This window comes from Pandoraea pulmonicola (assembly GCF_000815105.2).
In the GTDB taxonomy this organism is placed as follows: domain Bacteria; phylum Pseudomonadota; class Gammaproteobacteria; order Burkholderiales; family Burkholderiaceae; genus Pandoraea; species Pandoraea pulmonicola.
Map to the genome: position 1 here is coordinate 4,961,657 of NZ_CP010310.2, position 20,662 is coordinate 4,982,318.

Here is a 20,662-nt window from a genome sequence, read left to right on the forward strand (position 1 = left end):
AAGGAAGCCCATGTCCCATCTGGTAGTCCACGGCGGCCAGCCGCTGCGCGGCCGTATCACCCCCTCCGCCAACAAGAATGCCGTTCTGCCGGTGCTGTGCGCCACGCTGCTCACCGACCAGCCGGTGCGCCTCGTCGGCGTGCCCGAAATCACCGACGTTCGCAAGATCCTCGATATCTTCCGCCAGCTCGGCAGCGACGTCAGCGTCGATTTCGATACCGGCACGCTCGACCTGCACCACCGCAACACGAAGTTCGACCCGCGCACCGACCATCTGCCCGAAGAGATGCGCTCGTCGATCATGCTGGTGCCGCCGCTGCTCGCGCGTTTCGGCGTGGCGCGCATCGAAGACAACATCAAGGGATGCACGCTCGGCGTGCGCGAAATCGATCCGCATATCGAAGTGCTTCGGCATTTCGGCGGACGCGTCGAGCGCACCGAAGGCTCGCTGCTCATCCATGCCGACGACGCCCGCCCCGCCATCCACCACTGGCTCGACTATGCGTCGGTGACCACGACGGAGAACTTCGTGCTGTGCGCGGCGACCGCCAACGGCCGCTCGCAACTGAACAACGCCGCGTCCGAGCCGCACGTGCAGGAATTCTGCCGCTTCATGCAGATGCTCGGCGTGCCGATCGAAGGCGTCGGGACGTCCCAGCTCGCCATCGAAGGCGTGGCGCGCTTCGGCGGCGGTGAATTCCGCTTCGCCGAGGACTTCCACGAAATCACCACTTTCCTCGCGCTCGGCGCCATCACCGGTGGCGAGATCACGGTCAAGAACACGGCCCCCGAGCAATTCCCGCTGATCGACCGCACGTTCGCGAAATTCGGCGTGAAGGTCGAACACCGCGACGGCTGGTCGACGGCCACGGCGCAAGGCAGGCTGAAAGTCCAGACGCCGTTCACGCAGAACATTCTGACAAAGGTGGAAGCCGCCCCGTGGCCGTACTTCCCCGTCGATCTGCTGCCGATCTTCATCGCGCTGGGCGTGAAGGCCGAAGGCAGCGCCATGTTCTGGAACAAGGTGTATGACGGCGCGATGGGCTGGTCGACAGAACTGTCGAAGTTCGGCGCCCACGTATTCCAGTCCGATCCGCACCGGTTGATCACGTTCGGCGGCGTGCCGCTCTCGCCCGCCGTGGTGGAAAGCCCGTACATCATTCGCGTGGCGATCGCCCTGCTGATGGTGGCGGCCAGCATCGACGGCCAGTCGACGATCAAGAACGCACAGCCGATCCGCCGCGCGCACCCGCGCTTCGTGGAGAATCTGTGCTCGGTCGGGGCGAACGTCGTCTGGACGACACCCGAATAAACCGAACGAGCGAATCGAGCGAACGGCTTGGCCGGCTCCCCCCGGGGGGCCGGGCTCGTCAGATTGGGGCCCGCCAACGGCAGACGACCCCCCGATCGCCTGCACGCCGGTCATCGCCCCGACGAACCCGACGGTTGACGTTACCCGAGCCGGCCGCATCCCGAACCACGCCATCTTTGCCCGACGGCAATAAACGTTTGCTCAAAGGAAAAATATTTCCCATGCGCAGGCTTTCGCACCAGATCGCCCGCCGCGGGACGCGGCGCCACGAGGCGATTGTGAAAGAATGGCGAGCATCATGAGCGACCGTCCCCTGCCCTCGCAGCCCCTCGCGATGCCTCCCACGCCGTCCAGCGTAACGTCCGACGCGTCATGGCCGGCCTCGCCCCACGCCAGCCACCTTGCCGGCGTGCGCGTGCTCGTCGTCGACGACAACCAGGAAAACCGCATGCTGCTGATGGACTTCCTGAGCCAGCAGGGCTGTCGCGTCTACATGGCGCAGGACGGTCGCGACGGTTACGCCAAGGCGCGCACCGTGCTGCCCGACCTGATTCTCATGGACATCCGCATGCCCGTATGCGATGGCCTGGGCGCCTGCCGGTTGCTCAAGGCCGATCCCGGCACGCGCCAGATCCCGTTGATCTTCCTGACCGCCGCGGCGCTTCCCGGGGAACGCGTGGCCGGGCTTTCGGCGGGCGCAGTGGACTACATCACCAAGCCATACGACTTCGAAGAAGTGCGCTTGCGCCTTTCGATCCATCTGAAGGCGACCACGCCCGCGGCGACACCCTCCGCAGGCGACGCCGCCCTCTCGCCGCTACCCGTGCAGGCCCACACGCTCGACGCCGTCCTCTTTCGCGCCACGCGCGCGCTGCTGCTCGATCGGCTCGAGACGACGCCCGAGCTCGCGGGTCTTGCCAGCGCCGTCGGCACGAATACGCGAAGACTCAATCTGGCATTCCGCCGCTGCGTCGGAGTGACGGTGTTCGACTTTCTGCGCGAAGAGCGCATGAAAGAGGCGCGACGGCTCCTGTCCGAGACGTCGCTCGACATCCAGAGCATTGCGAGCGCGGTCGGCTTCACCAGCGCCGCCAATTTCGCGACGGCCTTCCGAGAGCGCTTCGGCATGCCGCCGAGCGGTTTCCGCGAGCACGGGGTCCAAGGCTCGACGGCCGCGACCGACGCGACGCCCTCCGGCACGGCGGGCTCGCGATGAATGTCGCGGTTGCGCCGGACAGCCCGGCGTACGGAATGCAGCGCGTCGCCGTCTGGCTCGCGTCGCGCGCCGTCGTTCTGATGCTGCTCCTGTGGGTGGCGGGCGTCGCCGCGTCGCCGGTCTCCCCTGCCGCATCGCCCATCGATATTGCGAGTGCCCCGTCGCCGCTCACGCTCGACACACAACTCCGAATCCTCGAGGATCCGACGGGCCGCCTCGACGCCGCCCAGGCCTACGCCGCGCCCGGCTGGCGCGACGTGCAGCCCAGCATGCTCAATCCCGGCTACAGCCGCTCGGCGTTCTGGCTGATGGGCCGCGTCGAGAACACCGGCGAGCAGCCCGTCACGCGGTGGTTGAGCGTGGGCATCGTCAGGCTGGAAGACATACGTTTCTATGCGATGTCGGCCGACGGCACGCGCCCCGTCGTCACATGGCTGGCGGGTCACACCGTACCGCTTGCGCGCCATCCGGTGCGCTCGGAGACTTCCGTCTTTCCGATCACGCTCGCCCCCGGCGAACGTCTGACGTATCTGGTGCGGGTGCGGACGCGCTCGTCGGTGAGCATCGTGGCGCAGCTCTGGCAGCCGGACGGATTCCGTCTGGCCGAATCGCACAATGCGATGATCGCCATGCTGCTCGCGGGGTCGATGATCACCATCGGGTTGTACGCTTTCGTGCTGGGCGTGACGCGTCGCGACCCGGTGTTCGTGCTGCTCGCCTTCACCACGGTGACGCAGGTCGCTCAGGACATGGCCTTCCAGGGCTTTCTCTATCGCTACCTGCTGCCGCAGGGCGGCGAGCTGATCGTGCGCGCCCCGAGCTTTCTCTCCACGCTCACGGTGGCCAGTTTCAGTGCGATGGTGGTCCTCTTCTCCGGGCTGCATCGCATACGGCTGTGGCGCTGGACCTATACCGTCATCATCGCGCTCATGGTCGGCATGGCGCTGTGGGTCGCGTTCGGCGATCATCGCGCGGCGGCACTGACGCACTTGCGGTTGCTCTCCGCGTTCAACGTCGTCTGGGTCGTCTCGCTCATCGACGGCTGGCGACGCGGCTTCGCCAACGCACGTCTGTGCCTGCTCTCGTTTTCGCCCGGTTGTATCGCACTCTCCTGGCGGCTGGCTGTCATTCACGGCCTGCTGCCCGAGGCGTGGCTGGCCAACACGGCCATGGCGTGGAGCACGAACGTTTCCGTGCTACTCATGCTGACCATCATCGTGGCGGGACGCTCGCGCGAGCTCGTGCGCGAGCAGCGCGCGGCGCAGCGCGAGTTGCTCGACGCACGCCGCGAGGAACAAGTGCGGCTCGCCAACGCCGTGGACGCCCGCACGCAGGAACTGCACGCCGCGCTCATCGCCGCCGACGAGGCCAACAGCGCGAAGAACGACTTCCTCGCTCGTATCAGCCACGATCTGCGCACGCCGCTCACCTCCATCATCGGCTTCGCCGATCTCGTGCAGGCGGGCGGACGCGAAGATGCCGATCGGGGCCGCATCATCCGTCGCAGCGCGCATCACATGCTCGCCATGATCAACGACCTGATCGAGTACGCCGGCGGTGGCGCGGCGGACGCGTTGCACGTCGCGCCGGTATACACGCACGCCTTCATCGACGGCATCGTGCACGAAGGCATGAGCCTGGCGGGCAAGCACGGCAACGCGTTTCTGCTCGACATTCGCACGCCGTTGCCGCCGTTGCTCTCGCTCGACGCCAAGCGCGTGCGGCAAGTGCTCGCCAACTTGCTCGACAACGCCGCAAAGTACACCGACCACGGCACGATCACGCTCTCGATCTCGACCGCGCCGCACACGACACATGCCGACGTCGTGAACGTTTCCTTCAGCGTGGAAGACTCCGGCTGCGGCATCGCACAGGAAGACCTGCCACGGGTCTTCGAGCCGTTCGCACGACTCGACCGGGCGCGCCGCCTGCCGGGGGTGGGACTCGGGCTGGCCATCGTGCGGCAATGGGTCGAGCGCATGGACGGCACCATCGCGATCCACAGCACGCCCGGCCAGGGCACGCGCGTGGCGTTCTCGCTGCCGTTGCGCATCGCGCGCGAAGCCGATCTCGTGCCGCAGTCGCTTGCCGGCGCCACGCACGCGTTGCCGTCTCTCGACGGCAGCGGCCATCATCTCTGGCTCGCCGAGGATTCCCCCGAGATCCGGCAGTTCCTGCATGACGAACTGGCCAGCCTGGGCTTCACGGTGCGCACGTTCAGCGACGGCGTCGCGCTCGTCGCCGCACTGGGCGACGCCAGCAAGCCGCCGCCGGATCTGGTCATCACCGACCATATGATGCCCAACGCCGATGGTCTCGCCGTCGCGCGTGCGGTTCGCCGCCGCTGGCCCGCCCTGCCGGTGCTCGCTGTCTCAGCCTCGCCGCAGGCGCTGGCCAGCGACGACCCGGCAGGCGCCGGCTACAACGCCTGCCTGCTCAAACCGATCGAACTCGCCGACTTGCGCAACACGCTGGCACGACTGCTGAACCTGCCACGCGACGACGCTCGCGCCGCGTCGGATGCCGCGCAGGCGACCAATGTACCAAGGCTTCGTCCGTCGCGCGAATTGCTGCACGACGCGCAACAATTGATCGCCATGGGCGCCATCACCGATCTCATCGACTGGGCGCGTGACCTGAGCGCCCAAACCCCGCAATTCGACGGCTTCGCGCGCCACGTGCAACAACTGGCGCAGCGCGGCGATCTCGCCGGACTCACGGCGTTGTGCGACGCGCCGTCGGCGGCGTCAGCGGTCTAGCGCCAGGAGATCAGTCCTTGAGCGGCTTGTGTGCCGTCTCACGCGCGGCGAAGAGCGCGATCGCCGTGACCGCCAGCGCGGCCGTCACGTACAGCGACACGGAGACTGTCGTGCCGTACTTCTTGTACAGGCTCACGATGATGAGCGGTGCGAAACCGCCGCCAAGAATACCGGCAAGCGTGTAAGCGAGCGACGAACCGGCATAGCGCACGCGCGTGGGGAACTGCTCGGTGACGAACGCCGCCTGCGGTCCATACATGATCGCGTGGATGACCAGGCCGACGACCACCGACAACACGATCAGCGCCGGGCTCGACGTATCGAGCAGCACGAAGAACCCGTACGCCCAGATCACCGCGCACAGCACGCCAAAGCCGTACACGGGCCGACGGCCGAGCCTGTCGGAAAGCGCACCGAAGAGCGGCACCGTCAGCGCGTTGCATGCGGTGCCCACGAGCACGGCGGTCAGCGCGAGTGGGCGCGAGAGGTGCAGCGTGCCCGTTACATAGGTCAACGTGAAGACGACCATCAACGCGTAGAGCACGTCCGAGCCGATTCTCGAACCGCCGGCGATCAACAGGTTGCGCCAGTGCGAGCGGAATACGTCGGCGATCGGCATTTCCGCCTGACGGTCCGAGTGCGCCATCTCTTCGAACATCGGCGTTTCTTCGACGCCGCGCCGCACCCACAGACCGAAAGCCACGAGCACCAGGCTCAGCAGGAACGGCACGCGCCACCCCCACGAGAGGAAATCGTCCGGCGAAATCGACAACGTGATGAGTGCGATGAGGCCCGTGGCCAGCAGCGTCCCGAACGACGGGCCGACCTGCGTCCAAGAGGCATTCAGGCCGCGCTTGCGCTGATCCCCATGCTCGACCGAGAGGAGCACGGCGCCGGCCCATTCGCCGCCGAGCGCGACACCCTGTACGAAGCGCAGCGCCACGAGCAGCACCGGGCTCCAGATGCCGATGGCCGCGTAGGTCGGCAGCAGCCCCATGAGGCCCGTGGTCACGCCCATCACGACGAGGGTGAGCACCAGCACGGCGCGTCGGCCGATCTTGTCGCCGAGGTTGCCGAAGACGAAGCCGCCGAGCGGCCGCGAGACATAGCCCACGGCGTAGGTCGAGAGCGCCAGGATCGTGCCGGCCAGCGGATCGACCGACGGGAAGAACAGGTGATTGAACACCAGGGCGGCGAGCGTGTTGTAGACGGTGAAGTCGTACCACTCGAGCGTGGTGCCGACCATGCTGGCGGTGGCGAGGCGCCCCTTCTTCGCGCGCTGCCCGTCGTGCGCGGTCTGCGCGTCTTGCGTGGCGGCGTCTGCACCGCCGCGGGTATTGGAATAGGTCGTCATGGATGTCTCCAGTGAGTCCGTGAGATCCCGAGGGACAGAAAGATCGAGGTCCGGGGGCGTCAGTCGCCGTTGGCGCCGAGACGCCACAGCATTGCGAAACGGGTCACGTCCGCGGCGGGAATGCCGTGCGAGGCAGCGAGCGCTTCCGCGCTGGCACGCACGGCGGCGAGGTCGGAGCCTTCGATCAGAACCACCGCGTCGGCCGGAGGCAGCGGGGCATCCTTGGCCGTGAGCGAAACGGATAGCGCGGGCACGGTGACTTGCAGCGTGGCGCGCACGATGCCGTCGGCTTGCGCGATCTCGGCGAGTTGCGCGGCGAGGCGCGGACGTGCCTGCTGCACCACCGCTTCCGTGAGCACGAACGCGGCGAGCATGCCGCCCTGCCCTTCGCCGGCTTCCACGTCCAGCGTGCCGACGCGGCGCTGCGTGTGCTGCATGCGCGCGAAGTTGCTCAGCGACCATGCCGTCTGATGATTGAAGGCCTGGGCATACGGCTCGCTGGTGAAGACGGAAGCGTCTTGCGTGCAGTAGAGCGCGAGATACGGGCGCGCCGTATCGTGCAGCGCCTTGAAGCGTCGGGCGAACCGGAAGCCGGGAATCGCCACGCGCTCCTGCATGTGTTCGCGGTCGTACCAGCGATTGAAGTCAGCCTCGAAGGCCGGATCGATATTCGTCCAGATACAGAGTTGGGCGCGCGGGGCAGTCACAGTCATGAGGCATTCCATCGGTTTCGACAATCGGGAGGCCGGCCAGCGCGCGAGACGCAAGGCTCGACCGTCCGACCGAGTGTGCAAAACGAGGGAAAACGCGTCCAACAAGAAATCAAATTCGCCGCGACAGCAATTTCTTATGACCGTCGCGAGTCCCTTGTCCGACGGGCAGGCGAATGAGAGGGCCGCTGGGCTCGAGCGACGCGAAGATCACGAGGGCACCGCTGCGCTGGAAGACGGTGGATCGCTCAGGATTCGCCGTCGCCCCACGCGGGGGCGGTCATGGCGGCGGCCGGCGGAATGGCGATGTCCGGCCCCATGTTGAGGGCGAACTCGCTGGCGGTGCGCTGCGCGAGACGTGCGACGTTCTCGGCGAGCAGCGCCCCCGTGCGGAAAGAACCGACGAGCGGCAGGTTGGGGAAATTGGCATTCACGCGCAGCAGATGCAGGCTGTGCTCGCCAAGCTCGCGCTGAATGATGGCCGGCGGCAGAATGGCCACGCCGAAGCCGTCGGCCACGAGCCGGATGATCGCCGCCACCGACGTCATGCAATTGACCCGCACGGGCCGCTCGGCGGCGACCGAGAACATGCGCTCGAGCGTCTTGTGCGGGCCGGAATGGCGTGAAAAGCTCACCAGCGGATAAGCGGCGAGATCGGCCACGTCCAGCGTCTCGCCTTCGAGATTGAGCTTCGGGCTCGCCACCCAGCGCATCGGGAATTCCGCGAGCATCAGGTTTTCGATCCCCGTGCCGTTCTGCATGTCCGTCTGCAACACGAGATCGAGCGAGCCGGCCTCCAACTGCTTGCACAGGTTGATGGTCGTTTCGCTGGTGACTTCGATTTCGAGTTGCGGGTATTCGCGATGGATGCGTGCAGCCAGATCGGGGAACCAGCTATGCACGATGGACTCGACCACACCGATCTTGAGCACCCCCGGGGGCATGTCCGGATCGCTCAGCTCGCGCTTCATCTCCTGACCGAGCGTCACGATTCGCTCCGCATACGCCAGCGCCTTCTGGCCAGCGGCCGTGAGCGTCACCTCGCGGGCGCTGCGATCGAACAGCCGCACGCCGAAGCTCTGCTCGAGCGAAGCGATCCGGCTGGACACCCCCGCCTGCGTGGTGTGCAGACGCTCGGCCGTCAACCGGAAATTCCGGAGCTTGGCGAGCCAGACGAAGGTTTCGAGAAAACGCAGATTCATACGGGATAACGGCAAAAAGACCCGGGAAATTGCCCATTTTAGCGGCAACACACTAGGGCCAACCAGACGCACGGAACGTAGCGCCGCGGGACGATGCTGTTACGTCCCGACGTTCCTCTCATGTTTCGTTTTCGTAACGTTTTCCGATGACGCGCCGACGTCAGCCGTCATCAACTCCTTACAAATCAAGCGGTTAGTCGACTTGGGAGGCCTGGCGCGGGATTTGCATATGCCTGGATAACGGCCCTACCGAGGCCGGAGGGCCGAATCTCTGGAGACAGTCATGGCAACCGCCCATTTCCGCCGGCCGCATCCGACAGTGGAACTCGCGCGCTGCGTGTTCCGGCAGCATTACATTCGTATCATGCAGGCCGACCAGCCTGGCAACTATGCGGTGCTCGTTGACATATGGCCAATGGACGGCCGGACGTTCTCCAGCATCGATCAGGCCAAGCATGCGGCGATGCTATTCATCCGCGACATGGAAAACGACTGAGTCCACTTCGGTGATATGCCCGCGCCAGCGGCGCTGGCGCGCAGCGCGCCCCGCCTCGACACGAGACCCGATGAAATACCATCACACACACTACAACGCCCGGGCCGCCATGCCACGTGCCGCCGCCCGCCAGGAAGTCGTGCTCGACCCGTCGAATGACCCATACGCGCGAGTCGCGGTCGAAGCCTACGCAGAGGCTTGCGCCCACGAGCAACCCTGGCTCGCAGAAGCGTTGCAGCGCCAATACCAGTTGGCGGGAGGAACGCCGTCGAGCGCCGCCGCGCTCTGGCGCGCGTTTCATGCTGCGCAACGTCAGGCCCGCGAGAGCGATTCGTATGACGAAGCGGCATGGACACACGTCGCGCTGCATCTGTGCGGGGTGCTGGGGGCGATGAATTTGTGAGCGTCGGCCCGCCTTGCAAACGGCGACGTTGTTGAAGATTCATAAAAACGCGGTGTCGAGGGCATTTCTGGCATACTTCGTGCAAAGCAAATCACGAAGTCCGCAAGTTGCCAATGAGCAAGTTCCCCGCGCCGGTTCGCTGTGCCAGCCGACACCTCCTAGCCAAGATTTTCGGCATTCTGATCCTGTTATTTCCCGCCGCCGCGCTCGTTGTGCCCCGCGGAGGAAACACGGTGATGTTCCTCATCGTGGCGTTGGGAGCTGCGGTACCGCTGGCGGATCGCAAGCAGGGTGAGATTCGGGCGCATATCAAAGCTGACGTTGGTGTCCGCGTGTTCGTCGTGTCGCTGGCCCTGCCCTTTTTCGGCGTCCTGCTGACCGAGGCGCTCCACGGAAAAATTATCTCGAACACGCTGGACTCCCCGGTTCGTTTCCTGCTCGCCGTCATCGTATTTTTCGGATTGCAGCGACTTGTCGACGCCGTGCCGAAATGGGCCGACCTCACCTTCGCCGCGGGCGCCATCAGCGCGGCGGCCATGGCGCTGTATTCGACGGCGGACCTTCTCGCACCGCGTGCCGGAAGCACATTTCTCAATCCAATCCACTTTGGCGACATCGCCCTGCTGCTCGGCATCCTTTCGGTGGTGTCGATTCATTGGCTGTCCCACGACAAGCCGTGGATCGTGGCACTCAAGATCATTGGCGGTGTGGCCGGTTGCTATGCCTCGGTGGCAAGCCAGTCCCGAGGGGGATGGATCGCGTTACCGTGTCTGCTCGTCGTCTGGTTGTTATGGCCCAGACATCCGGTCAGCGTGGCTCGCCGGGTCACGATAACGATCGTTGCCGTCGTCCTGCTCGCGAGCACTTTCGCATCGCAAACGGTTCGCGAACGGTTCGCATCCGTTCAGACCGACCTCACCAGCCTGTCAGCCGGGCAGCCGGACACATCCACCGGCATCCGGCTCGAGCTATGGAAAGCGGCCGGTCAGCTCATCGCGGAGCATCCGGTACTTGGGCTGGGCGCTCATGGCTACCGGCTCGCCATGCCGACCATGGCCAAAGAGGGCGTACTCACACCGACCGCCGCCGAGTACGGTATGGGCGAAGTCCACAATCAAGTGCTGGCGTATTTCGTCGACTACGGACTGCTCGGCTTGCTGGCCATTCTCGGCGTCTATATCGGCCCTGCCTGTTTCTTCATCCGCGCGGCCAGGCTCAGCCATAGCCCGCGGGCACACCGAGCGGCCCTCATGGGACTGATGACGGCCGTCGCCTTTGCCGTTTTCGGACTGACCGTCGAGACGTTCAACCTGAAGGTGACGGTGGCCTTCTACGCGACGATGCTGTCATTATTTGCGGCATTCGCCAACACCACCGAACCGGCCCCTTCGCGCCAAGGCCAGAACAAAGCATGCTGAGCATCCTGATCCCTACCTGGAACAACCTGCCGTTCCTCAAGCTGTGCATCGATAGCGTTCGCCGTCATTCAGGCGAAGCGCACGAGATCCTCGTCCATGTGAACGACGGCAGCGACGGCACACTCGACTGGGTGCGCGAGCAGGGTCTGCGTCATACGCACAGCATGGGCAACGTCGGTGTATGCCTGGCGCTGAACCAGCTCGCACCGCTCGCGTCGCACGATCAGTTGCTGTTCCTGAACGACGACATGTTCGTCACGCCCGGCTGGGACACCGCACTCACCGACGCCGCCCGCGCGCTCGACACCCCCGTGTACTACCTGTCCTCGGTGATGATCGAGCCGAACGCCGGCGTCAGCAAACAGGTGGTTTCGAAGGACTTCGGCACGACAACGGACACGTTCGACGAAGCGGGACTGCTCGCCTTCGCCGCATCGCTCGGTCGCGGCGACGTGAATGGCGTGCCGACGCAGCCCACGCTGGTGAGCCGCAGTCTGTGGCATCTGGTCGGGGGGTACAGCATCGAATTCGGCCCGGGGATGAGCAGCGACGACGACTTCCTCATGAAGCTGTGGCTGGTCGGCTGTCGCACCTTCCGGATCGTCGGCAAGAGCGTGGTGTACCACTTCGGCTGCCGTTCCACCGGCCGTGTCGTGAAGAATCGCGGTAGCCGTGAGTTTCTGATGAAGTGGGGAATGACGCAGGCCGAGTTCAAGCGCGATTACCTCGACCTGGCCGGCACGCCGGCAGGCAGTACGCTGCCCAATGTCCCGCAGCCCAGCGGCAAGAGCCGCATCAAGCGCGCGCTGCACGGCAGCAAGCCCTACCCGCTCGAAGACCTCGCCCGCTGGGATGCCAACGTACCGAGCCATCTCCAGTTGGACTGACCCCCGACAACCATACCTGTGCACCGGCTGACGAACGTCAGCCGTCCCTTTCCCTTCCTTTTCCTTTTCCCGCGACCTCGCACCGGACAACGACAGCGACGTCAATGGCGCGGGTGACGAATCCGGCTCCAGGCGTGCTCCAGACGCTGCACCGCACGATGATCGGGGTGTCGCGTCCACCACTGGCCGATTTCCCAGGCCATGCCGGCCAGCAGGGCGATCAGGATAAGCGCGCCGACCGTGTACCAGATTTCACCGAATGAGGTTGCCATGTTGGCCTCCCGAAAACGCTTCACGGACGACCATTGGCCGTCCGTGATTGCATTCTAGGCGAGGCCGCCCGGCTTGCCCGCCGGGTCTACCCTTGAGGCAGGGTTCAGAGCTGTCCCATCATCAATTGCACCGCGAGGCTGCTCACCGACACGGCGGCCCACACCCCCAGGCCCAGCAGGATCGGACGCACGCCCGTCGACGCCATGCGACGCAGGTTCGACGACAGGCCGATGGCCGTCAACGCAACGATGATCAGGAACTCGGCGGCGTCGTGAATCCAGGGCTGCAACTCGGCCGGCACGAACCCGGCGGTACGCACGCCCGAGGCGATGAGGAAGCCGAGAATGAACCACGGGAAGATTCGGGCGAGGCTGAAGTTGCCGGCGCCGGCGCGCTTGGCACGGTAGGCGACGATGGCGGCCAGCGTCAGGCAGATGGGGATGATCAGCGTGGCGCGGGTGAGTTTCACGATGGTCGCATAGTCGCCCGCGGCCTTGCTGTAGCTGTAGCCTGCGGCGACGACCGACGACGTGTCGTTGATGGCCGTTCCTGCCCACATGCCGAAGCCGAGATCCGACAGGTTCAGCATATGGCCGAGCATCGGGAACAGCAGCACGGCCGCAATGTTGAACAGGAAGATGGTCGAGATAGCGAACGCGGTTTCGTGGTCGTCCGGCTTCACGATCGGCGTGACCGCCGCGATGGCCGACCCGCCGCAAATGGCCGTTCCCACGCCGATAAGCAACTTGAGCTTGTCGCCTACGCCCAGCAGACGACCCAACCCCCACGCCGACAGGCCGGCCGCGGTGATGGTGACGGCCGTCACGGCCAGCGACTCCAGGCCGGTGTGCGCCACCTGCGACAGACTCAGGCCGAAACCGAGCGCGATGATCGACCACTGCAGCACGTACTTCGAGGCGAACTTGATGCCGGCCTCGTAGCGGGCGCCGGGCGAGAAGACGTTGCGCACGAGAATGCCGAGCAGGATGCCGAACACCGGACCGCCGACGATCGGCATCTCACGACCGAGCAACAGCGCCACGAACGCGATCGCGGTCGAAAGAAGCAGACCGGCCCACGGGTTGTGCTGATCCGGCACCAGCGTATCGGGCCGGCTGGCCGCAGCGTGGCGAGTGGTGTGGGTTTTTGTTGTCATGGCAGGCACTCCGATGGAATGACTGCAAGTCTAAAAACTCCGCTTCAATAATAAAAATCGTTATATCAAATACAAATCATCCGAAAATCCGATGATTTGGCGAGAGGTATGAGCGACCTCGATAACCCACTGAATTCACTACACTTTTGGGGACAGGAAGTGAGGCCTTGATGACGCTCGCCAAGCGTATGGCACCGCTACACTGTGCGAAGTCCGCAAAAGAGACTCCCAGAGCTCACTTCAGGAGACCGCCTCCATGTCGCAAGTTGTCGGCACCGCGCCCTCGCGCGCGCAGTGGTATTTCGATTTCGCCTCCCCGTTCTCGTATCTCCAGTTCGAGCGGTTCGACACGCTGCCGCCCGAACTCGACGTCGAACTCAAACCGATCGTGCTCGGTGCGATCCTCGTGCATCTGCAAACGCAAGGGCCGGCGGAGACGCCGCGCAAACGCATCTTCACGTACCGCATGGCGCAGTTTCGTGCCGAGCAGGACGGCATTGCCTACCGCATGCCGCCCGTGCATCCGTTTCATCCGATCCGTGTGCTGCGTCTGGCCGTGGCACTCGGCGCCACACGCGACGTCGTACGTGCGATCTTCCGCTTCATCTGGGCCGAGGGGCGCGACGTCACCGACGCGGGCGAATGGCAGGTGCTGAGCGAGCGTCTTGGCTTGTCCGGCGGCGAAGCCCTCGCCCGGGCGGAAGCGCCGGAGGTGAAGGCCGCGCTACGCGAGAACACCGAAAGCGCGATCGCGTCGGGCGTGTTCGGCGTGCCGACGTTCGCTCATGACGGCCAGTTGTATTGGGGTGACGATGCGACAGCGCTGTTCCGGCATTGCCTTGCGCATCCCGAATGGCTGCACTCGCCAGAGGTGGCGCGTCTTGAACAGGTGACGGTCGGCGTGCGACGGGAGCGTTGAAGCCCCGCCCGCTTACCGACTCGCGGCACTCCCATCGCCGTTGCGCCGTCACGCGCGACGGCTACTTCACGCCGCCGAGCACGAGCGCCAGAGGTACGGCGTCCGCCATCGCGGCATAACCGGCGTCGCTCGGGTGCGTGCCGTCGCCGCTGTCGAAGCGCGGCAACATGCGTGTGGGCTGAGCGGGATCGCGCAGGGCCGCATCGAAGTCGATCACGCCATCGAATGCGCCACCGGTGCGCACCCACTGGTTGACCGCCTCACGCACGGCTTCGCGCTCGGGCGGCAGTTTGCCCGGCGGGATGGTCGTTCCCAGAATCCGGACGTTGCGGGCGCGCGCCGCCGCGATCAGCGACTGGTACCCCCCGATCATCTCCTGCGCGTTCACGATCACGTGCGGCACGTCGCAGTCGAGTCCCGCATGCGGCGGCACGTAGCCGAAATTGATGTCGTTGATGCCGATCTGTACGACCACCGTGCGTACGCCGGGCTGCTCCAGCGCATCGCGGCGAAAGCGCGCCACCAACCGCTCGCCGTAACAGGCCGAATCGTGCAACAGACGATTGCCGCTGATGCCGAGATTGAGCACCGCGACATCGCGACGCCCCGCGCCCTCGATACGCCTCGCCAGCACGTCCGGCCAGCGGCGGTTCGCGTTGAGCGTGCTGCGCATGCCGTCGGTGATCGAGTCGCCGATCGCGACGACGGCTTGTGCCGGCATGTCCGGCACCACGCTCACGCCCGCGAGCCATAGCGTGTTCGTAAAGCGGGTGGGAAATACCGACGCCTTCGCATCGTCGACGAAGTCGCCGGCACCGCTCAGGAACGCGGTCTGCTGCGCGATCTTGTGCCACGTTGTCGGCGTGCGCGCTTCCCGGGTAAAGAGGCTGATGGCCAGCGGCGCGCCGGCGCGCACGGCGAACGGCACCGGATCGCTCTCCAGCGACGCCCCGGGCGCGATCCTGGCGACCGGCTGCCCACTGAAGGTGAGCGCGCGCGCCGTCGTCGCATCGATGGCGGCGCCGCGCAAGGACGCCGCCACGCTTGCGCGTTCGATGACCAGCGGCTGAGTGCCGTACGCGTTGCTCAGGCGCACGCGCGTTTCATTGCCCGAGAGCGTCGGGTAGACGATCTGGCGCACCGTCCGCCCGCCCACGGCCGGCGCCCGATTGAACGACGGGGCTGCCGGGTGCTGCGCCACGGCTTGCGGCGCGGTAGCCCAGACGCCCACGCGCGCGTTCTGGGCGAACGCCCCCGGGGCCGTGCCCGCCACCGCGGCCAACAGGGCGCAGGTCGGCGCCACGGACAAGACGCGGCGCACTCGCAACAGGCCGTCGGGGAGAAAGAAACGGTGAATCAGGGACATCGGGAACGTCGGAGGCATCGCGACAAGAACGGGCGGCTCCGCCGGAGGACTCCGGCGATAGCCGACATTGTGCCTGATCGCAGCCGTTGGCAAGCCCTGACCTGCCTTACCGTCGATAACGACCCTCCACGGATCATCTCCGGTCGCACGAGCGCGACGAGACGAAACTTCAACGCGTCGAAATCACGATCGCCACGCGGCGATTCTGCGCCCGGCCGGCCGGCGTGCTGTTATCGGCCACAGGATTGCGCTTGCCCGCACCGACCGTCTTGATCCCCGCACGCTGCATCCCCGCGTCGATCAGTGCCTCGGCCACGGCGTCGGCACGCCGCCCGGAGAGCTGTTCGTTGTAGGCGTCGCTACCAACCGAGTCCGTGTAACCGTACACGCGCACCTCGTTCAGGCCGACCTTCACCAGCGTCTGTCCGATACGGGCCACGGTCTGCCGCGCCCCGTCTTTCAGCACGAACTGGTCGGTGTCGAAGAGCACCGTATCGGCCATGCCGAATTCCCAGCCCTCGTCGGTCTGGACGAAGCCTTCGGCCTTGAGTGCCGCAATCTGCTCGGCGGTCAGGCCATGGACCGGAGTGGTCTGGCAGCCGGCCAGTGCGCCGATGCCGATCAGGCAGACGAGTGCGGCGAGACGGCGCGCGCGGGTCATCAGGCTCGCGAGTCGATGAACGAGACGCGCAGCCCAGCCGATAAGCGCGCGGTACGAGCGGTGAGTGTCAACAACGAAGTCCAAGGTAAATCCCCATTGCGGTATGTAATCTGATCGTCATTTATGGTTATGGTGATGCCTGTGGCCTGGTTGCTGCGCGCAGCTTCATGCGAGGCTTTGCGCCACATGCCAGGTCCCCACGCCGGCCCGTTTGGCCTGATACATCGCGGCATCGGCCATGCGCAACAGCCCGGGCGCGTCGGCGGCGTGGTTCGGGTACAGCGCCACGCCGATGCTCATCGACGTGATGACCTCGCCGCCATCGGGCAGCGGGATCGGTTTTTCCATCGCCACGAGCAAACTCTGCGCGAGCCTCACGGCGTTCGACGTCTGGCGCACGCCGGGCAGCATCACGGCGAATTCGTCGCCCCCGAGCCGCGCCACCAGATCGCCTTCGCGCAACGGCTGACGCAGGCGCTCGGCAATCGTGATCAGCACGGCGTCGCCGGCGTCATGCCCCATCTGGTCGTTGATCTCCTTGAACCGATCGCTGTCGAGATAGAGCAGGGCGACATGGGTGCCCAGCTCGTGGGCGTCGATCAACGCCTGGGCGAGACGCGACTCGAAGTACCCGCGGTTCGGCAGCCCGGTCAACGGATCGTGATTGGCCTGGTGCGCGAGCGTTGCGTTCTGCGCGCGCAGATGGTTCTGCCACCCCTCGAATTCGTCGAGCAGCGCGTTGAAGTCGTCGCCGAGTTCCTTGAGCTCGGCCAGCGGCGTGGGCGCCACGCGCTGATGGAACGCGCGCTCGCGCCGCACGGCATGGGCGACCTCCGCCAGCGCGCGCAGTGGCTTGACGATATCGCGATGCATTCGCTTGGCCAGCACGTTCGCCACGGCAAACGTTACCAGCAGACACGCCAGCACGCCACCCACGCCACTCAGTAGGAATACAAAGAACTGATGTCCCTGCCCCTGCACCTCGATATGACCGACGACATTGCCGTCATGGCGAATCGGCAGCGTGACCGGCCCGGGCAGCGCGATGTCGGCGACCGTACGTTCCAAGCGCGTGAGCGTGCCGCCATCGGGCCGCCGCCACAGCGCGAACTGTGCGCCGTTCGCATCGAGCACGCGCACCTGCACCACGTCTTCGTCATTCGCGATGAGGGCGATGCCTTCCTGCGCGGCCACGCGGTCGCCGAACACCACGGCGGCCTCGGCGGTGTAGGCGAGCGAGCGGCCGAGCAGCATCAGGTTGTTCTCGGCGTAGGCGCGCAGTCCGATCCACGCCACGAGCGTGAGCGAGACGGCAGCCAGCACCACGGCGGAGACGGCCAGACGCAGGTGCGTGCGTCGCAGCACGCGCTGCAGCGACGGGCGAGCGCGGCGTCGCGGCCCCCGCGTGCTGGCCATGGCCGGCTGATTGTCGAATGGCGGCAAGTGATCGTTGCGCCGGGACGCGCCGTTCACGGCCGCCGACGGGGGATCGCCGGCCGCGCCGGGCGCGCCGGTCCTGGCCTCCGAGGCGAGCGGCGACAGGAGGCCGGCCATGGGCGCGCCGGTTCCGGGGGGCAGAGTGGGGGTTGGGGGGCGTTGGATCGTCATGGTGTCCCCGGTTTTCGCGCCAGCTTCAGCACGTTGGGGTGGACACGTACGCCGCTGCGCGCGACGGTGTCGAGGTTGATGTCGAAAGTCACCCGGTCGGCATCGACGTTCAGGCAGAACATCGTGCCCTGCGTGCACGAGTCATTGCGCTCGCTGATCGTCAGCATGGGGTGACCGGCGATGCTGGCAAGCAAGTGCCGGCGTTCGGTGTCGCTTACGGCACCGAGATACAACGCGTCGCACGACGAACCAATCGCAGGATCGGTGACCGGTATGCGCTGCGCTTCGACCGGTAGACCGGTACTGGGCAACGGCCCGGAGAGCAACTCGCGTGCGTAGTCAGTGTTGCCGCTCACGCAAAGGCGAACCTTGTCGGGAGACGTTGGCCAGCGGGTATAACTGATGATGCCCAGCACCACTTGCCGCACGCTGGCGTCGCGGACGTGGTTCGCCGCCGATGCGGCAGATGCTCCGACGGCAGGCGTCTGCGCTACGGCGTGCCCGACGGCAAACAGCAGTCCGGCGAACCACGCACCCCGTGCGAGCGCGAAACGTGCGCGCACACGAAGACCTGGCCGGCGTTCCCGCCAGTCACGTCCCGCCATGCTGTTCACCGATATCCAGACGCAATGCAACGCTGTCTTCCTTTGCCGAAATTGCCGATGTTGCCGGGGTGTTCACCGCCTTGCCGGATTGACGTACTGCACGGGGCCCCCGTTCGAGTCAGGGCGCATCATACCGAAGGCCTCGCCCGCAAGCCATACAGGTGAACCATTTGCCGCACGCCGTCATCGCCCGCGCGCCTCGCCGGCGCGACACATCCCTCTCATTTTCGATAGGCCTCGCAGGGCATCGGAACAATACACAGCATGCGCGAGACAATGCATTTGGGAAACCCCTCCACCCCCCACGTTTTCCCTCGTCCACGGCCCTTTTCGACGTGGCAGAATAGTGCACATAACTTTTTGAAAAACAAGAGAAATCAAGCCCGTCGATCGCTCGATTTTCGAGATGACAATCGCGACGCCAGGGAGGTGTTGCATGACGTGCCGGAACCCCGCTCGGAGCGGCTTTCGGGAGGTGTGGGCATGAACGAGCCCGTCCCCCGTCGGGTGCCCGACGTTCAAACCGAATTGAGCCGCGCTGCGCTCGACAGCGCCCCTTATGCCATGTTCGTGTGCAACGACGACGGCATGCTCGAGCGCATGAACGCGGCGTTCACACGGCTTACCGGTCACCAGCCCGCCGACCTGCTGGGCAAGCGCAGCTTTCTTTCCTTGCTGGACCCTTCCGAGCTGGCACGTCGCCGGCCGCCTGCGCTGGCCAGCCTGTCAGCCGGCGAGGCGGTGCCCTACGACGACGAGTGGCATCTGCTCACGCCGGCGCGCAGTTGGCTGCCGGTCCGCCTCGCCTTGTCGTGTGTCGAGCATGTGCCCGGCGAGCGACGCTGGGTCGGCATTGTGCTCGACCTCTCGCAGCACGTCGAAGTGGCGTCGCGGCTGTGGTACGTCACCCACCATGATCCGGTCACCCGCCTGCCCAACCAGACACTGCTCGACGAACGCCTCGAACTGGCGATTCACCGTTGCGCGCGCCAGCAAGCCGGACTGACCGTGATGCTCATCGAGCTCGATCATCTTCGCAAGCTGCGCGGCACCTTCGGGCCGCCGGCGGCCGAACTCGCCCTGCGCATCGCCGCCGAGCGTTTGCGCGAGGCGGTCGGCCCCGAAGATACACTGGCATGCCTGGGCGGCAGCCAGTTCGTGATCGTCACCAATGAAACGGGAGACGCGGCGCGCGTACTGGCGTCGAAGCTGCAGGCGCGGCTCGCCCAATGGGTCGACGTCGACCGGAATACCGTGGCGCTCGACGCAAGCATCGGCGCCGTGAGCTATCCCGATCACGGCAGCACGCCGGAGACGCTGCTGCGCCGCGCCCACGTAGCGTTGGCGATTGCCGATGCGAACGGCGGCGGCCTGCGCTTCTTCAGCAGCGAAATGGACGCCCAGGCGAAGCGGCGCAACGCGCTTGAAAGTCTCTTGCGCGTGGCCGTGCACGACCAGCCGCACGCGCAACTGCACCTCGTCTATCAGCCGCAGGTCAGTTTGTCGGACGGCGAGATCCGCAACGCCGAAACGCTCCTGCGCTGGCGCCATCCGTCCCTCGGCGCGATCGGCCCGGCCGAGTTCATCCCCATCGCCGAGACTTCGGGGATGATCCTGGCGCTGGGCGAATGGGTGATGCAGACCGCGTGCCGCGAAGCGAGCCGACTGCTGCGCCGCTGCGGCCGTCTGCCGCGCATCTCGGTAAACGTTTCGGCGCAGCAGTTCGCGCGCCAGGATGTCGTGGGCATGGTCGAGCGTGCATTGCAGGCGCACGCATTGGCGCCCGCGTATCTGGAGATAGAAATCACGGAGACGGTGCTGCTCGGCGATTCGAGCACCGCCGTCGGATGCCTGCGCTCACTGCATGACATGGGTGTGGAGATCGCCGTGGACGACTTCGGCACCGGCTACGCGAGCCTTGCCTACCTGACGCGTTTCCCCGTCAACCGCCTGAAGATCGACCGGACCTTCGTGCGCGACATGCTGACACATGCACCGAGTCATGCCATCGTGAGCGCGGTGATCGCCATGGCACATTCGCTCGGGCTGCGCGTGACAGCCGAAGGCGTGGAGACGCAGGCGCAAGCCCAGCGACTCACCGAATTGGGCTGCGACGAGGCGCAGGGCTACTGGTTCGCGCGGCCCGTCGACATGCACGGGCTGCATCACATCGTGGCGCCGCTGGGCAGCGGTGCACGGCGCTGACGCAAACTCGCTTCGCCAATGCCGTGCGCCGGCTCGATGTCGAACCGTCCGTCGCCCGGTCGGATTGGCGTTTTGGGGCACTACCGAGCGGGATTTCACGAGCCGTCGGCTC

Annotated in this window: 18 protein-coding genes; 9 read left to right on the forward strand and 9 right to left on the reverse strand. The window is 65.8% G+C overall.

The window, feature by feature from the left end; all coding sequences use genetic code 11:
* Positions 1-10 precede the first annotated feature (10 nt).
* From RO07_RS21290 to RO07_RS21300, 3 genes are all read left to right on the forward strand, one after another.
* Positions 11-1,312: a UDP-N-acetylglucosamine 1-carboxyvinyltransferase gene (locus RO07_RS21290; protein ID WP_039405552.1), complete on the forward strand. Its 1,302-nt coding sequence runs from the start codon at positions 11-13 to the stop codon at positions 1,310-1,312.
* A gap of 448 nt (positions 1,313-1,760) precedes the next feature.
* Complete coding sequence (locus RO07_RS21295; protein WP_052267444.1) at positions 1,761-2,528, forward strand: response regulator transcription factor; 768 nt, start codon at positions 1,761-1,763, stop codon at positions 2,526-2,528.
* Positions 2,525-5,287 carry a hybrid sensor histidine kinase/response regulator gene (locus tag RO07_RS21300; RefSeq protein ID WP_237171319.1) on the forward strand — a complete coding sequence of 921 codons (2,763 nt, stop codon included), beginning with the start codon at positions 2,525-2,527 and terminating at the stop codon, positions 5,285-5,287. Before RO07_RS21295 ends, RO07_RS21300 begins: the two co-directional genes overlap by 4 nt.
* A 10-nt stretch (positions 5,288-5,297) precedes the next feature.
* Here RO07_RS21300 and RO07_RS21305 read toward each other — a convergent pair whose 3' ends face one another.
* From RO07_RS21305 to RO07_RS21315, 3 genes are all read right to left on the reverse strand, one after another.
* Positions 5,298-6,641, reverse strand: a complete 1,344-nt coding sequence (locus RO07_RS21305; RefSeq protein WP_052266774.1) for an MFS transporter — start codon at positions 6,639-6,641, stop codon at positions 5,298-5,300.
* A gap of 59 nt (positions 6,642-6,700) precedes the next feature.
* Positions 6,701-7,354 carry a DUF4286 family protein gene (locus RO07_RS21310; RefSeq protein WP_039413180.1) on the reverse strand — a complete coding sequence of 218 codons (654 nt, stop codon included), beginning with the start codon at positions 7,352-7,354 and terminating at the stop codon, positions 6,701-6,703.
* A 245-nt stretch (positions 7,355-7,599) separates the two neighbouring features.
* Positions 7,600-8,553, reverse strand: coding sequence for a LysR family transcriptional regulator (locus RO07_RS21315; RefSeq protein WP_039405555.1), 954 nt, complete (start codon positions 8,551-8,553; stop codon positions 7,600-7,602).
* A 283-nt stretch (positions 8,554-8,836) separates the two neighbouring features.
* Between RO07_RS21315 and RO07_RS21320 the strand changes: the two genes are divergently transcribed.
* The 4 genes from RO07_RS21320 to RO07_RS21335 all read left to right on the forward strand — a co-directional run bounded on the left by RO07_RS21320 (position 8,837) and on the right by RO07_RS21335 (position 11,757).
* Complete coding sequence (locus RO07_RS21320) at positions 8,837-9,049, forward strand: hypothetical protein (protein ID WP_039405558.1); 213 nt, start codon at positions 8,837-8,839, stop codon at positions 9,047-9,049.
* Between the two features lie 70 nt (positions 9,050-9,119).
* Positions 9,120-9,452: a hypothetical protein gene (locus tag RO07_RS21325; protein ID WP_052266775.1), complete on the forward strand. Its 333-nt coding sequence runs from the start codon at positions 9,120-9,122 to the stop codon at positions 9,450-9,452.
* A 113-nt stretch (positions 9,453-9,565) separates the two neighbouring features.
* Positions 9,566-10,870, forward strand: coding sequence for an O-antigen ligase family protein (locus RO07_RS21330; protein WP_084072741.1), 1,305 nt, complete (start codon positions 9,566-9,568; stop codon positions 10,868-10,870).
* The gene (locus RO07_RS21335; protein ID WP_039405560.1) at positions 10,864-11,757 is read left to right on the forward strand and encodes a glycosyltransferase family 2 protein; all 894 of its coding nucleotides are present in this window, start codon (positions 10,864-10,866) and stop codon (positions 11,755-11,757) included. Before RO07_RS21330 ends, RO07_RS21335 begins: the two co-directional genes overlap by 7 nt.
* 101 nt (positions 11,758-11,858) lie before the next feature.
* On the opposite strand, the gene RO07_RS26175 is transcribed toward RO07_RS21335, so the two are convergent.
* Together RO07_RS26175 and RO07_RS21340 are read right to left on the reverse strand one after the other, a co-directional pair.
* On the reverse strand, positions 11,859-12,029 hold the full coding sequence (locus RO07_RS26175; RefSeq protein ID WP_157118221.1) for a hypothetical protein: 171 nt from the start codon (positions 12,027-12,029) through the stop codon (positions 11,859-11,861).
* Positions 12,030-12,133: 104 nt separating this feature from the next.
* On the reverse strand, positions 12,134-13,186 hold the full coding sequence (locus tag RO07_RS21340; RefSeq protein ID WP_052266777.1) for a YeiH family protein: 1,053 nt from the start codon (positions 13,184-13,186) through the stop codon (positions 12,134-12,136).
* Between the two features lie 256 nt (positions 13,187-13,442).
* On the opposite strand from RO07_RS21340, the gene RO07_RS21345 reads away from it, so the two are divergent.
* Entirely contained in the window at positions 13,443-14,105 is a 663-nt protein-coding gene (locus RO07_RS21345) for a 2-hydroxychromene-2-carboxylate isomerase (protein WP_039405563.1), read from the forward strand.
* A gap of 61 nt (positions 14,106-14,166) precedes the next feature.
* On the opposite strand, the gene RO07_RS21350 is transcribed toward RO07_RS21345, so the two are convergent.
* The 4 genes from RO07_RS21350 to yfiR all read right to left on the reverse strand — a co-directional run bounded on the left by RO07_RS21350 (position 14,167) and on the right by yfiR (position 18,303).
* Positions 14,167-15,432: an SGNH/GDSL hydrolase family protein gene (locus tag RO07_RS21350; protein ID WP_418303729.1), complete on the reverse strand. Its 1,266-nt coding sequence runs from the start codon at positions 15,430-15,432 to the stop codon at positions 14,167-14,169.
* 208 nt (positions 15,433-15,640) lie between these two features.
* Positions 15,641-16,216 carry an outer membrane lipoprotein YfiB gene (gene yfiB, locus RO07_RS21355; protein ID WP_472462555.1) on the reverse strand — a complete coding sequence of 192 codons (576 nt, stop codon included), beginning with the start codon at positions 16,214-16,216 and terminating at the stop codon, positions 15,641-15,643.
* Positions 16,217-16,297: 81 nt separating this feature from the next.
* A complete protein-coding gene (dgcN, locus tag RO07_RS21360) occupies positions 16,298-17,548 on the reverse strand; it encodes a diguanylate cyclase DgcN/YfiN (RefSeq protein ID WP_039413191.1) in 1,251 nt (416 codons plus the stop codon).
* Between the two features lie 188 nt (positions 17,549-17,736).
* Entirely contained in the window at positions 17,737-18,303 is a 567-nt protein-coding gene (yfiR, locus tag RO07_RS21365) for a regulatory sequestration protein YfiR (RefSeq protein WP_052266778.1), read from the reverse strand.
* 525 nt (positions 18,304-18,828) lie between these two features.
* On the opposite strand from yfiR, the gene RO07_RS21370 reads away from it, so the two are divergent.
* Positions 18,829-20,550 carry a putative bifunctional diguanylate cyclase/phosphodiesterase gene (locus RO07_RS21370; RefSeq protein ID WP_052266779.1) on the forward strand — a complete coding sequence of 574 codons (1,722 nt, stop codon included), beginning with the start codon at positions 18,829-18,831 and terminating at the stop codon, positions 20,548-20,550.
* Positions 20,551-20,662: the final 112 nt, after the last annotated feature.

Coding starts and splice junctions, on each gene's coding strand:
- RO07_RS21290 (WP_039405552.1), top strand. CDS start 11: ATGTCCCATCTGGTAGTCCACGGCGGCCAGCCGCTGCGCGGCCGTATC.
- RO07_RS21295 (WP_052267444.1), top strand. CDS start 1,761: ATGCTGCTGATGGACTTCCTGAGCCAGCAGGGCTGTCGCGTCTACATG.
- RO07_RS21300 (WP_237171319.1), top strand. CDS start 2,525: ATGAATGTCGCGGTTGCGCCGGACAGCCCGGCGTACGGAATGCAGCGC.
- RO07_RS21305 (WP_052266774.1), bottom strand. CDS start 6,641: ATGACGACCTATTCCAATACCCGCGGCGGTGCAGACGCCGCCACGCAA.
- RO07_RS21310 (WP_039413180.1), bottom strand. CDS start 7,354: ATGACTGTGACTGCCCCGCGCGCCCAACTCTGTATCTGGACGAATATC.
- RO07_RS21315 (WP_039405555.1), bottom strand. CDS start 8,553: ATGAATCTGCGTTTTCTCGAAACCTTCGTCTGGCTCGCCAAGCTCCGG.
- RO07_RS21320 (WP_039405558.1), top strand. CDS start 8,837: ATGGCAACCGCCCATTTCCGCCGGCCGCATCCGACAGTGGAACTCGCG.
- RO07_RS21325 (WP_052266775.1), top strand. CDS start 9,120: ATGAAATACCATCACACACACTACAACGCCCGGGCCGCCATGCCACGT.
- RO07_RS21330 (WP_084072741.1), top strand. CDS start 9,566: ATGAGCAAGTTCCCCGCGCCGGTTCGCTGTGCCAGCCGACACCTCCTA.
- RO07_RS21335 (WP_039405560.1), top strand. CDS start 10,864: ATGCTGAGCATCCTGATCCCTACCTGGAACAACCTGCCGTTCCTCAAG.
- RO07_RS26175 (WP_157118221.1), bottom strand. CDS start 12,029: ATGGCAACCTCATTCGGTGAAATCTGGTACACGGTCGGCGCGCTTATC.
- RO07_RS21340 (WP_052266777.1), bottom strand. CDS start 13,186: ATGACAACAAAAACCCACACCACTCGCCACGCTGCGGCCAGCCGGCCC.
- RO07_RS21345 (WP_039405563.1), top strand. CDS start 13,443: ATGTCGCAAGTTGTCGGCACCGCGCCCTCGCGCGCGCAGTGGTATTTC.
- dgcN (WP_039413191.1), bottom strand. CDS start 17,548: ATGGCCAGCACGCGGGGGCCGCGACGCCGCGCTCGCCCGTCGCTGCAG.
- RO07_RS21370 (WP_052266779.1), top strand. CDS start 18,829: ATGAACGAGCCCGTCCCCCGTCGGGTGCCCGACGTTCAAACCGAATTG.